Origin of the sequence: Actinomadura keratinilytica, assembly GCF_039539665.1 — a bacterium.
GTDB classification, from domain to species: Bacteria; Actinomycetota; Actinomycetes; order Streptosporangiales; family Streptosporangiaceae; genus Spirillospora; species Spirillospora keratinilytica.
Genome location: NZ_BAABDO010000037.1, coordinates 1 through 12,852, shown reverse-complemented (window position 1 = coordinate 12,852; position 12,852 = coordinate 1). Strand labels below are relative to the sequence as shown.

9 protein-coding genes are annotated in these 12,852 nt (G+C 69.4%); 6 read left to right on the top strand and 3 right to left on the bottom strand.

The window, feature by feature from the left end:
- Positions 1 to 591: 591 nt before the first annotated feature.
- Positions 592 to 1,599 carry a hypothetical protein gene (locus ABD879_RS14560; protein WP_345021637.1) on the top strand — a complete coding sequence of 336 codons (1,008 nt, stop codon included), beginning with the start codon at positions 592 to 594 and terminating at the stop codon, positions 1,597 to 1,599.
- 1,100 nt (positions 1,600 to 2,699) lie between these two features.
- On the opposite strand, the gene ABD879_RS14555 is transcribed toward ABD879_RS14560, so the two are convergent.
- Positions 2,700 to 2,999, bottom strand: coding sequence for a hypothetical protein (locus ABD879_RS14555; RefSeq protein WP_345021636.1), 300 nt, complete (start codon positions 2,997 to 2,999; stop codon positions 2,700 to 2,702).
- Positions 3,000 to 3,094: 95 nt separating this feature from the next.
- On the opposite strand from ABD879_RS14555, the gene ABD879_RS14550 reads away from it, so the two are divergent.
- Complete coding sequence (locus tag ABD879_RS14550; protein WP_345021635.1) at positions 3,095 to 3,568, top strand: hypothetical protein; 474 nt, start codon at positions 3,095 to 3,097, stop codon at positions 3,566 to 3,568.
- A gap of 8 nt (positions 3,569 to 3,576) precedes the next feature.
- Here ABD879_RS14550 and ABD879_RS14545 read toward each other — a convergent pair whose 3' ends face one another.
- Positions 3,577 to 5,544 (bottom strand): hypothetical protein, encoded by a 1,968-nt coding sequence (locus ABD879_RS14545; RefSeq protein WP_345021634.1) that lies wholly within the window; start codon positions 5,542 to 5,544, stop codon positions 3,577 to 3,579.
- 408 nt (positions 5,545 to 5,952) lie between these two features.
- On the opposite strand from ABD879_RS14545, the gene ABD879_RS14540 reads away from it, so the two are divergent.
- The 3 genes from ABD879_RS14540 to ABD879_RS14530 all read left to right on the top strand — a co-directional run bounded on the left by ABD879_RS14540 (position 5,953) and on the right by ABD879_RS14530 (position 9,568).
- The gene (locus tag ABD879_RS14540) at positions 5,953 to 6,519 is read left to right on the top strand and encodes a thioredoxin family protein (RefSeq protein WP_345021632.1); all 567 of its coding nucleotides are present in this window, start codon (positions 5,953 to 5,955) and stop codon (positions 6,517 to 6,519) included.
- A gap of 914 nt (positions 6,520 to 7,433) precedes the next feature.
- On the top strand, positions 7,434 to 8,564 hold the full coding sequence (locus tag ABD879_RS14535) for an acyl-CoA dehydrogenase family protein (protein ID WP_345021630.1): 1,131 nt from the start codon (positions 7,434 to 7,436) through the stop codon (positions 8,562 to 8,564).
- Complete coding sequence (locus tag ABD879_RS14530; protein ID WP_345021628.1) at positions 8,561 to 9,568, top strand: acyl-CoA dehydrogenase family protein; 1,008 nt, start codon at positions 8,561 to 8,563, stop codon at positions 9,566 to 9,568. The genes ABD879_RS14535 and ABD879_RS14530 overlap by 4 nt, the downstream gene beginning before the upstream one ends.
- On the opposite strand, the gene ABD879_RS14525 is transcribed toward ABD879_RS14530, so the two are convergent.
- A complete protein-coding gene (locus ABD879_RS14525; protein WP_345021626.1) occupies positions 9,501 to 10,139 on the bottom strand; it encodes a TetR/AcrR family transcriptional regulator in 639 nt (212 codons plus the stop codon). The two genes, ABD879_RS14530 and ABD879_RS14525, sit on opposite strands and share 68 nt — an antisense overlap.
- A 163-nt stretch (positions 10,140 to 10,302) precedes the next feature.
- Between ABD879_RS14525 and ABD879_RS14520 the strand changes: the two genes are divergently transcribed.
- Positions 10,303 to 12,201, top strand: coding sequence for a CocE/NonD family hydrolase (locus ABD879_RS14520; RefSeq protein WP_345021625.1), 1,899 nt, complete (start codon positions 10,303 to 10,305; stop codon positions 12,199 to 12,201).
- Positions 12,202 to 12,852 lie beyond the last annotated feature (651 nt).

Genomic DNA, 12,852 nt, shown 5'->3' with positions numbered 1-12,852 from the left:
CAACCAAACAACAAGGACACCCGGCAGGCCACAGCAATACCAGAACCGCTCTCACCCGCATACCGAAGCATCGTGATCACTGAGACCACCGGCATAGCCCTCCGCGCGTACCCCCCGGCCAGCAAGACCGCCCCACCGTCCAATGCCTCCGCACCACACTCACCGCCACTGCCTCACCGCATTGACCGTGACCGGACGACACGGGCGCTCCGCAGGGCAGGGCCATACCGGCCTTGCTCCCACTCGCACACCACAGCGCTGTAATCAGCGACACCGCCAACTCGCCCCCGCACAGCACCACCGACCAGCGAACCGTCCTACAGTCCGAGATCTCCGCTCGGCGCTGGCAGCCACCACCCCGCACACAACCGCACCGCACTGACCGCGCTCGAACAACAAGGGCACCCGGCAGGCCCCGCCACGCCACCCCCGCTCCCCCCACCTACCGCAGCCTCGCAAACGTCGAAACCGCCGACGCCTCCCTCGGCAGACGTCACCCGACCAGCGAACCGTCCGCGACCTCTGCTCAACACTGACAGCCCACTGAACGCGACCGCACTGCACTGACCACAACCAGACGATTGGGCCACCATGGAACGTCGTCGTCTACTGGAACTGCTCGTCCTGAGCCTGGGGGCCGGTGGCCTGGCCTCATCCGGCGAACCGATCCGCCAACTCCTCGGCATCGTCCTCATGAGCGAAGACCGCTCCGTCGAAGACTGGGAACTGGCCTGCGTTGATCACATGCACGCACTGCATAGCCAGCCACCGGTCCACGTTCGTGACGGCCTTCTGATCGATTTTCTGGCCCTTCAACGTCAACTGAAGAGAGCCAACACCAAGATCATTCCGGACCTGAGCCGGGTAGCGGCTGTGCAGTCGTTCATCCTGGCCAACACGCTGACTCGCCTAGGTGATCACTCAGCGGCGATCCACTGGTGGCGTACGGCGAAGTCAGCGTCCGATGCATCCGGAGATCTCCATGTCCGCCTTATGGTCCGCTGTGAAGAAGCGGGCTGCGGACTCTACGGACAACGCGACATCTCAACGGTCCTTGCGCTCGTCGACAAAGCACGGGATCTTGGGCCGGACACGTCTTCCTTCTGGTACGCCGATCTCGCCGGCACACGTGCCAAGGCACTCATGCTGCTCGGTCGGCATGACGAGGCCAAGCGGGAACTGGCAACCTTCGTGGATTACGAAGGCGACGACTGGCGCGCACACATCATCCCAACCCGATGGAGCTTTGGCCAGCGGCACTTTGCCGAAAGCTGGGTCTACGCACTCGCCGGTGACGAGAGGAAGGCCGATGAAGCACGTAGTCGACTACTGGCACACAACCCCAGATACCAACATGCCACCAACACACGACTACACGAGGCCATCTGCACCGTGGTGAACGGCGGCATCGACCAAGGTGCGCAACAAGCCACCGCGATAATCGACGCCCTCCCGACAACCCATCGCAGTGCCATGATCACCGAGACGGGAAAGATCCTTTTGCGCACGGTGCCCCTCGATCAGCAACACCGCCCAGCCGTCCGAGATCTCCGCGCCACACTTGCCGCCGTCGCTCCGCACGCGCCCCCACTGCACTGACCGCGACGGAACAGAAGGCCCCGGTAAGGCACTGCCGCGCGAGTCCCTCCCATCCGCATACCGCAGCCCCATGATCACCGAAAGAGCCAGCATCGTCCTCCGCACAGTGCCCCTCGAGCACCGAGACCGCCCCGCCGTCCAAGACCTTCGCGCAACACTGCCGCGGCTCGGGGCTGTGACCGCCTCGGCTGGCGAACGCTGGGTGGCCGGACGCATGGTGGCGTGGCCGAACGGCTTCCACTGACCGCACCGCCCCCTGGCCTACTGCAACCCGCGGCCTGTTATCACCTGGGGCATGCGCGGTAAGCCGCCAGGGACATGGACGGCTGGGGGACGATGCACCTCATGGCGTACCGAAGAGAACCATCCCGCTCGCGGCGCTGGCGCAAGGTCAGCAGGTGGGACACCGTCCAGGATCAGGGGTGCTGGATCTGCACCGCCTGTCGGACGGCCATGCGCTCTTACGCCTACCGCATCCACCCAGCCGACTCTCCGCACTATGAACGGTGCATCGGGCTGTCGTGGTGCTCCGGCTGCGGCGTCTACACCGGCGCGACGGTCCATGTGCCGCGCGACCGAGCGCTCCCCGACGCGCTGGCCGCCCTGCCTCCCGAACGTCGTGAGTGGCTGCTAGCCAGCGAAAGGCGATTGATCGAGTACCTGGACAGCCATATGGAGGCCGCACGGTAGACCCGCACTGTCGATCGCTCAAGCCATGGACGCCGGCGCCTGCGGGTGTGGCGCACCGATCACGGCACTGTGGTACGTGGCCAGGCGTTCAGTAGGGCCGTGATGTGCCGGGTCCTGCTGCAGCCCGGTTGCGGTCAGTGCAGCGTGGCTGCGTCTGGGGTGGTGGCTGTCAGCCGACGCGCGAGGATCCTGCGACCGCGTAAGAGGTGCTCTCTTTCGGGGAGGGGCAGTAGCAGACCTCCGATGCAGCGCAAGCAGTCCAGCCCCCCATACGAGCCCAACGGACGCAAGTCCGCGCCTGCCCAATCCGCACAGGCTCATCCTGAAGGGCTTGAGAATCGAGTTGGCGACGCGTCCGCGATCCTCAAGGGGAGCCGTCGAGCATGGTCATGCCCGATTTACGGGCGACCCTATTTACCGCCAAAGGCGGCTTCCAATGGAGTCACCTCCTCTGGAGTGCGACGAAGGGCATCCTCGACCGATGCGATCAAGTCACGCATCGCGGAACGCAGCCGTCTGCGCTGGTCGTGCAGTTCGCGCTCGAAGATGACCGCTGCTCCACCCTTGTCGCTGACCCACACTTGACGGCTCGCCATCCGCTTGATCGGTTTGTCGAGCGCGTGTTCCACAACGTCGGCGTCCCGCCGCAACTTGCGCAGAAGTTCCTCCAGCTCCCGATACTTCGGATTCGGAACCATACCCGGGGTCATGATCTTCCTCCTGCACAGTGGCGGAGACCGGAGAACAACGGCATTCTAGAGGCAGAAGGTGTTGTGGCGCACGGCAAAGGATGCGAAGGAGCGGCATGTTCAGACGCTGGCACCAAGTCACCGCTCTTGCACTGACAGCCGCGCTCATCACATCCTCCTGCGGCGGCAAGGACCCCGAGGGCCCCACCGTCGCCGAGGCAGAGAAATCGTTGCGCGCGCAGGTCAATGCCGCATTGGGTGGGGCAGCGCCTCGCAACCCGAAAGTCACCGACCCCGGCGGCAGAGATTTGCCCTGCGAACAAGGAAAAGTCAAACGTACGTACGCGGTCGTGGCCGAGAACAAAACCTCCGCCGCTCTGACGCCGGTCGAGATCAAGAATCGTATGGTAGGTTCACTCTCCAAGCTCACAGAATTCACCATCACAGAAGACAATCGCGCCACCTACGACGGAGAACCGTCACAGATCAAGATTCACAACAAGGTGACGCGAACCTGGCTGCGGCTTTCAGTTCCCTCCCGGAAGAAAATCGAGGTTCACGGCGCCACCGAATGCCTGCGCAGAGGCTGACCACCTCTCTATTTTTTCGACTCCTGCTCCCACTCCAGAATCTTGTCGACGGCCCCCTTGTACGCACCACGAAAATCGTTCATGGCGTTGACGGCGACCTGTCCGAAGGCGTCCTCGCTGTCGCCGCCGCGGCCGTTGGCGTTGAGCCAGGCAATGTAGTTGTCCAGCAGTCTGGGCTCGCTCTTGATCTCCTTCCACGGGTACAGGTGGCCGTTTTCGTTGTTGTAGAACAGGTAGCCCGGGTGCGGATGGTCGGCCTGCCAGACGCTGACCTTTATGGGATACCCGCGTTCGATCAGGCGCTGGACCACGGCGTGCTGCAGGCCGATTGCCATCTGGAGTTCCTTGTTCTCCAGGCGCTTCAACCGGGTGTCCTTGCCCGCGGCCGCCATGTAGGCGTCCGCGCCCTGGCCGATCTGTTTGGTGAAGAACTCCCAGACGACCTCGTCTGCCACCGACGCCGATGGGACGAAGAACGAGCCGACGTCGATCCCCGCGTCCATGAGCGCGCGCAGCTGCTCGCGCTTCTTGGCGTCCTGCTCGTCGAGGTCGCCCTGGACGGTCCGCTGAGCCTGTGACTGCAGGCCGGCCACGTAACCGAGGGCCTGCATGACGCGTTCGAGACCGGGTGCATCGTGGCGGATCCGCCCCTTCGCCTTGGCCGTCTCGATGCGTATGCCCTCGGCGCCCAGGCTTCGGGCGAGAGCGCCCATGCCCTGTTCGAAGGGCTTCATGTGCTCGGGGGAATCGGCGAAGGTCTTCAGGAAGGCGTACGTGTCCTGAGGGCTGAGGCTGAACATCGGCTTCAGCCCCGGCGTATACGACTTGACCTTTCCGAAAGCGGTGTCCTGGTTGCGGTCATCGATGTTGGCGCCCTCGGCGATCTCAGTGGCGTACGCGCCGGCGATCTGCGACATGGGGATCTGCATGCCGTCGGGCACCTTGTCCTGGAGCGTGGTCATCACCGTGAACGCGAAGCGCCCGGCCTCTCGGGAGTGGGCGCCGTCCTTCTCGTCGTACGCGCCGGAACCCGCCGCGAGCGCCCGGCCGAGTTGCTCGACGGCCTGCTCGTCGAAGACCGAGAGCCGGGTGAACGTGGAGATGACGTGCCCGAGATCGGGCTCGGGCTTGGACGGCAACAGGTACGGGCCAGATTTGCCGGTCGGGCGCGGGTTCGCCTCGGCCGTTCCTTGGAACGCGAGGCGGGCGGCGGCGGGATTGTTGCTCAGTGCCCGCAGCATTTCCCGGATGCTCTCCCAGTCGGTGCCGGTGAGGTCGCTCCGGGCGGACAGGCCCGACGACAGCCGGCGGTAGGCCGGGTCGAGCGCGTGGACCCGGGCGAGGGAGGCCAGCCATTCGGGCGGGAAGGTGCCGTAGGCGACCAGAGAGGCCACGCCTTGCCGCTCCTCCCTGAACATCTTGGTCTCGAACATCGCCTTGGCGACCGAGTTGAATTTGGGGACGTCCATGCCGCCGGAGACGGCGCTGCCGAACGCCTGGCTGGTCTCCCGAAGTTGGCGGTCCGCGTGCCCTTCACGCGCGTATTTCTTGATGAGTGAGGGAAGGCGGCCAGTCAGTTCGGGGCCGAGGGCCGCGAAGAAGGCGGCGGCGTAGTCGGCGTCGAAACGGTGCATGCCGAGTTCGTTGAGGACGTCGTGGTAGGCGCCTTCGTCCAGCCGAGTGCTCTTGAAGAGAACGGCGAGGATGGTGCCCTGGCGGCGGGCGTCGGCCGGGGAGACGATGAGCGACTCGTCAACTGAGGCGAGGCCCCGTTCGGAGCTGTCGTCCAGCGCGACGGCGAGATCCTTCCGGCGGGTGAGCATGGGCAGTTGCTCGTCGATCCACGCGCACACGCGGTCGACGTACGACAGCGGGGAGACGTCCACGCCCAGCGCGGGCAGCCGGGACCGGTAGGACGCCAGCGCGCCCGTGATATCGGCGCGGCCGCGCCGGAACTCTTTGATCATGTCGGCCATCAGGTCAGGGTCGATGCCGCTGAATCCCGGTGGGAAGGGAGTGCCCATTGAGTCGCCGTTCGTCCCGTCGCGTGGTCCCCGTCGCGCGAATTTCGTGCTCCCCCCGCGCCACAGATAGCGCACTCGGGGACAGAGCGTCAACCGAGCACGAAAAGGCTGGAGTGCTGCACCTCGTCGATCGAGGGAATAAATCAGACATCCGCCGGTGCTTGGACCAGCCGTTTCCGGGGTGCCGGGAAGGCGAGGCAAGAGTTCCGGCCATCGCTTGGCGCCGGTGATGCCCGATGCGTCCGCACATTGGACTGGTCCATAACGACGTCAAAGCGTTGATCACGGCATATGGGATCTTGCGCACCATCGCGGCCGCCGGGCGCCATGCGTTACGGACCGTGGGTCAGAATGGGGGGCATGGCGATCGCATCCTTCATGGTTCCGCTGGGCACGCCGGCGCCCGGGTTCGCCCTGCCGTCGATCGACGGCGGCACGGTGTCGCTCACCGACTTCGCCGACGCTCCGGCGCTGCTGGTGGTGTTCCTGTCGAACCACTGCCCTTACGTGCGCCGGATCGAGAGCGGCATCGGCGCCGTGACGGCCGAGTACCGCGCCAAGGGCTTGGCCACCGTGGCGATCTGCAGCAACGACGTCGAGCGGTACCCCGATGACGGCGCCGACCACCTGCGCGAGCAGGTCAAGCGCGCCGGGTTCACCTTCCCGTACCTGATCGACGAGTCGCAGGACGTCGCCAAGGCGTACCGGGCCGCCTGCACACCCGACTTCTTCCTCTACGACGCCGACCGGCGGCTGGCGTACCGGGGCGAGTTCGACGCCGCCCGTCCCAAGAACGACGCGCCGGTGAACGGTGCGTCCCTGCGCGCGGCCGTCGACCGCGTCCTGGCAGGAGAGCCCGTGCCCGAGCCGCACACCCCCAGCATGGGCTGCGGCATCAAATGGAAGCCCGGCAACGAACCCGCATAGGACCGGCGTCGCGGACGAGCGGGTCAGCGCACCGGCACATCAACGGGCGCTGACCCGCCGGACGCCAAAGGTCATCCGGCATGCGCGTCGCGGCCACAACGCTGCACGCATCCCCGACAACGACACGCGCGCGCGGCCGTCGACCACCCCCTGGCGCCGCACACCCCGCGGCCTGGGGTGCGGCATCAAGCCGGGCACCCAAAGTCATCTGACATGCCTGCGGCGACGACTCTGCGACAGCCCCGGGCAGACGCAACTGGAACTGGTTGCCGAAAATGACGCCCTCGTTTGCGGCGCTTCCCCAGGCCCTGTCCGGCGGATCTTGGCAGCCACGTCGTCCGCCGCCTGTGCGGCTCCGTGGCGCCGCCGCCATGTGTGAGCGAAGCGGGGCGGCGACCGCCCGCCCGTCTGCGATGCGACCGCCTCGCTGACGCCGCAACGCCATCAACCCGGCGCGGTGGCGCCACCCGCCGTGCCGAGCGTGCACCACCGGGCCGTGACACGCCGTAGGGCGTGTGCCATCGCCCCTGCCAGGTACGCCCGTACCGAAGCGGCGCCCGGTCACTTGGAAGTCCGCATAGGCCCTGACGCACTTGCGGGGCCGGCTGTGTCGACGAGCGTTCCCACGAATCAGGGACACGGCACCGTGCATTGCCGCCGCGCTGGGGCGGCCAGGGATCTTGCGGGGCCAGCCCGCTGTATGTACCGATGGCGCGACCGTGGGCATGGCGGCCGCCGCCGTCAGGGATGTCGCCCGGCTCCCTGACGTCCACGTGCACCCGTTGTCGGGAGTGTTCGGCGGCGGGCGGCGATGCGGGCCGCGTGCGGTGGCGGTTTGCGGCTGCTGCGTCCCGTGTCCGCAATGGGTTAATCTACCAAGCGATTGTTAGGTAATGCGACAGGGGCGGGCCAGGATGGATCTTGAGTTCGGTGCGGCCGACGAGGCGTTCCGGGGCGAGGTGCGGGCGTGGCTGCGCGAGCATGTGCCCGCCGAGCCGCTGCCGTCGCTGGAGACCGAGGAGGGCTTCGCGGCGCACCGGGAGTGGGAGCGGGAGCTGGGCGCCGCGCGCCTGTCGGCGGTGTCGTGGCCCGAGGAGTACGGCGGGCGGGGCGCGTCCACGCTGCAATGGCTGATCTTCGAGGAGGAGTACTACGCGGCCGGCGCCCCGGGACGTGTCAGCCAGAACGGCATCAACCTGCTCGCGCCCACCCTGTTCGAGCACGGTACGCCCGAGCAGCTCGCGGCCGTCCTGCCGCCCATGGCGCGCGGCGAGGTGATCTGGGCGCAGGCGTGGTCGGAGCCGGGCGCGGGCAGCGACCTGGCGTCCCTGCGCGCCACGGCGCGGCGGGTCGACGGCGGGTGGCTGCTGAACGGGCAGAAGACGTGGAGTTCGCGGGCGGCGTTCGCCGACCGGGCGTTCGGGCTGTTCCGGTCCGATCCCGACGCGGACCGCCATCGCGGGCTGACGTACCTGATGTTCCCGCTGGACGCCGACGGGGTGACCGTGCGCCCCATCGGGCGGCTGGACGGCAAGCCCGCGTTCGCCGAGCTGTTCCTGGACGACGTGTTCGTCCCCGACGAGGACGTGATCGGCGCGCCGGGGGACGGCTGGCGGGTGGCGATGAGCACCGCGGGCAACGAGCGCGGCCTCACCCTGCGCTCACCCGGGCGTTTCACCGCCGCGGCCGAGCGGCTCGTGGCGCTGTGGCGGGAGCGGGGCGATCCGTCCGACACGGCGCTGCGCGACCGGGTGGCGGACGCGTGGATCAAGGCCCGCGCGTACCGGTTGAAGGGCTTTGAGACGGTGTCGCGCACCGACGGCATCGGCGCCGAGGCCAGCATGAACAAGCTGTTCTGGTCGCAGTTCGACGTGGCGCTGCACGAGACCGCGCTCGACCTGCTGGGGGCCGACGGCGAGCTCGCCGGGGACTGGCTGGAGGGCTACGTGTTCTCCCTGGCCGGGCCGATCTACGCGGGCACCAACGAGATCCAGCGCGACGTCGTCGCCGAGCGGGTGCTCGGCCTGCCGAGGGGGACGCGGTGAAGTTCGTCCTGGACGCCGAGCAGCGCTTGTTCGGCGAGACTCTGCACAAGCTGCTCGCCGAGGCCGACACCCCGGCCGCGATCCGCGCATGGGGGGCCGGCGACGCCGCGCCGGGGCGGGCGCTGTGGCGGGCGGCGGCCGAGGCGGGGGTCTTCGCGCTGGCGGTGCCCGAGGCGCACGGCGGCGCCGGGGTGCTGCCGGTGGAGCTGGTCACGGCGGCGTACGAGCTGGGACGGCACGCGGTTCCCGGGCCGTTCGTCGAGACGCTCGCCGCGGCGGTGCTGCTCGACGGCCTGGGCGGCGAACCGGCCGCGCGGTGGCTGCCGCGCGTCGCGGCCGGGGAGGCGGTGATCTCGCTGGCTCGGCCCTATGCGCTGGACGCCGACGTCGCCGATCTCGTGGTGGCCGTCGCCGACGACGCGCCGCCGCGGACGGCGCGTCCCGCGGCGATGCGTCCGGGCATCGATCCGGCGCGGCGGATGTTCGAGGTCGTCCCGGAGGCGCCTCTGGGGCAGGCGGCCGCCACCGCCCGGGCCGTCGACGTCGCCGCGTTGCTGTGCGCGTCGCAGCAGCTGGGCGTCGGACGCGCCCTGCTGGAGGTGTCGGTGGAGTACGCCAGGACGCGGCGGCAGTTCGGCCGCGCCATCGGCGAGTTCCAGGCGGTCAAGCACCGGCTGGCGGACGCGCTGGTCGGGCTGGAGTTCGCCCGTCCGCTCGTGCACGGCGCCGCGCTGTCCTACGGGACGCCGGACTTCCCCCGCGACGTCTCGGCGGCCAAGGCCGCGGCGGCCGAGGCGTCCTATGCCGCGGCGAAGGCCGCTCTGCAGGTGCACGGGGCGATCGGCTACACCGACGAGTACGCGCCGTCGCTGTGGATCCGCAAGGCCCGCGCCCTGTACGCGGCGTGGGGCACGCCGGCCGAGCACCGCGCCCGCGTCATGGGGTTTCTTTGCCGTCCGGAGACGGGTGAGGGCCCGCCAGGCCGTTCAGGACGAAGGCGGTGAGGGCGTCGACGATCTGGTCGCCGGAAAGGTCGGGGGCGTCCTGTCCGGCGGTGAGCAGGGCGTATCCGAGCATGCCGAGCATCGCGCCCATGGCGGCGGCGATCAGCGTGGGGTCGCCGGGGAGCTCGTGCCCCTGCTCCCGCAGGTATTCCAGGTGGTCGCGGAGGACGGCGGTGTCGTCGGCCAGGGTGCGCCAGGCGCGGCCCGACTCGGGCGGTGCGGCGATCATCGCCTGGAACCGCGCGGCCGCCACCGGAAGGTGCTCGGTGAGCATCTTCCAGTAGAGCTCGATGTGCACGCGCAGTTGCGCGGGGTCGGTCAGATCGTGCTCGCGCGGCTGCCCCTGGGCCTCCAGCTCGACGTCGGTGTCGCGGTCCATGTCGCGCAGCAGCGCGGCGAGCAGGTCCTCCTTGCCGGTGAAGTGCTCGTAGAAGGACCCGGTGGCCCGGCCCGCCGCCCGGGTGATGTCGGTGATCTTGGTGTCGAGATAGCCGCGTTCGACGAACAGCCTGCGTGCGGCGTCCTTGAGCGCACGTTCCGTCTCGGCCGCCTTCTGCTTGCGAACCCCCAACGCGCCACCTCTCCGTCACCGCCCGGGACAACCGCCGCCCCAGCATATTGACCTTCGGCCGGCGCATGCCGTACCCGCTACTGGACGATGTGTCAATACTTGTCCTGAAGTAAGCGGCTCGTTACGTTACCGGCGGGAAACTTGTCCTGGAGGTCACCCCCCGATGCGCCTCGCCACCCGCTGGACTGCGCCCCTCGCCATCGCCGCGCTCTCGCTCGGCACCGCCGCCCCCGTCCACGCCGCTCCCTCCGTGCCGACCGCGCTCACCGCACGTGCGGCCGCCGCATCGCCCGCGGCATGGGAGTCCACCGCTTGGACGCCCCGTCCCGCCGCCTACGAGGTGGCGACCGAGAGGGACGTCACGCTGACCATGAGCGACGGTGTCCGGCTGGTCGCCGACATCCGCCGCCCCGCGCGCAACGGCCGCCCCGTGCCCGGCCGCTTCCCGGTGATCGTCACCATGACCCCGTACAACAAGACGGTGCCCGTCGCGAACATGGCCGGCGACTACCTCGTCCAGCGCGGCTACGTGCAGGTGATCGTGGACGTGCGCGGCACCGGCGGCTCGCACGGCAGGTGGGAGGCGTTCAGCGCCCGCGAGCAGCGCGACGGCGCCGAGGTCGTCGAGTGGGCCGCGTCCCCGGAACGCCCCTGGAGCGACGGCCGGGTGGGCTTGTCCGGGGCCTCCTACGGCGGCATCAACCAGCTGTTCACCGCCGCCCAGCGGCCCAAGGGGCTGAAGGCGCTGTTCCCCGTGGTGCCGATGGGCGACTCCTACCGCGACGTGATCGGCACCGGCGGGCAGCTCGGCCTCGGCTTCGTGCCGCTGTGGCTCGCCGCGGTCTCCCTGACCAGCGTGCTGCCGCCCACCTACTCGGGCTCCGACCCCGCCCGGGCCGCCGAGGTGCTGCGCGAGCACTTCGGCAACATCGGCGCGTTCCAGATCGCCCTGGTCCTCAACGCGCTCACCGGCGGCGACAAGGCGTACGACGGCCCGTTCTACCGGACGCGCTCCCCGCTGGAGATCATCGACAAGGTGGACGTGCCGACGTTCGTCGTCGGCGGCGAGTTCGACATCTTCCAGCGCAGTGAGCCGATGCTGTACCAGCGGCTCGCGGCACGCGGCGTGCCCGCCAAGTTCGTCTACGGGCCGTGGTACCACATCGACGGCGTCGCGCCGTCGGTCGGCCTGACCATCCCCGGCACCCCGGTGCCGCCCGGCCCGTCGCTGCAGGAGCTCATGCTGCGCTGGTTCGACCACTACGTACGGGAGGTCCCCGACCCCGGCCTGGACCGGGACGTCGCGCCGGTCACCTACTTCGAGAACGGCTCGGGACGCTGGGTGAAGACCTCCCAGTGGCCGCCCGCCGGAACCCGCTACCAGGCGTACCGGCTGTCCGGGCAGGCCGTGCCGGGACGCCCCGGCACCCTGACGACCGGGCAGGGCGGCGGCGGCCCCGACTACGTCCCCTGGAACCCGTTCGCCGGGCTGTGCAGCCGGTCCACGATCCAGTGGGCGGGCATGGGGTTCCTCAAGTACCTCGGCCTGTCCTGCGAGCACGACAACAGCCGGAACGACGAACTCGGCGTCGCCTACGACCTGCCCGTCGACAAGCCGCTGCGGCTCACCGGACCGATCAACGCGCACCTGGTCGTGTCCACCGCCGCCCGCGACGGCCAGCTCACCGTGCGGGTCGAGGACGTCGCCCCCGACGGGAAGGCGACCCAGCTCACCAGCGGCTGGCAGGTGCTGTCCCTGCGGGCGCTGGACGAGGCCAAGACCGTCCGGCGCGACGGCCTGATCGTCCAGCCGTACCACCCGTACACCAAGGCGTCCGCCAAGGCCGTGCCCAAGAACACCCCGGTGGCCGTCGACGTCGAGGTCTTCCCGATCGCCGCCGAGATCAAGCCCGGGCACCGGCTGCGCGTGTCGATCCAGACCGCCGACTTCCCGCACCTGTTCCCGCCGCTCCCCCAGCTCGGCGACTCGGTCGGCAAGGGCCTGAAGATCTGGCACGACCCGTCCCACCCGTCCTGGGTGGCCCTGCCCGTCTCCCCCTGAGCCGCGCCGCCGGTCACCCCCACCCCGGCCGACGGCCGGCAGGGGCGGGAACGGGCCGCCGGCCGCGTCCGGCACCGGCTTGCAGGTCGGTGCGCGGACGCGGCCGGGCTCGGCCCGTTCCCGCCGCGGTACCGGCACGGCGCACGCCCCGCCCCAGAACGCGCCCGGCATACACGCGGCCAGAACGCGCCCGGCATACACGCGGCCGGAAGGCGCCCACCACCGGGTGTCGGCCCGGCTATGCGATGCAGCGGTCTGCCAACTCCACCAAGACGTCCCGCATAAAGGCGGGCGCGAGGTCCGTGAGGCGCTGCGGCACACGGTGATCGGCGCGGCGCGGCCAGACCGGTCGATGCCTCGTGACGGCCAGTCGCCGCACGGGCCGCGCGAGGGCCCCGAGGCGTGCACCCTCGACGAGGGAGTGGCGTTCCGGCCGGTCCCGTCCGGCGGCTCGACCTGCGGCCCAGGGGCGGGCGTCGTCGCCTCGAGCGTTCGGGAACGGTCGTGCGCCGGCAGTGGCACCGGATCGGCCCCTTGGCCGCCCGCCCGACGAGGTGATCGCGACCGGCTCGCGGCCCTGCCCGGCCCCATCGCCCCGCTAGGGCCTGTCCGGTCGATCTTGATGTTTGGCTGAGGACGATCTTGGGACTG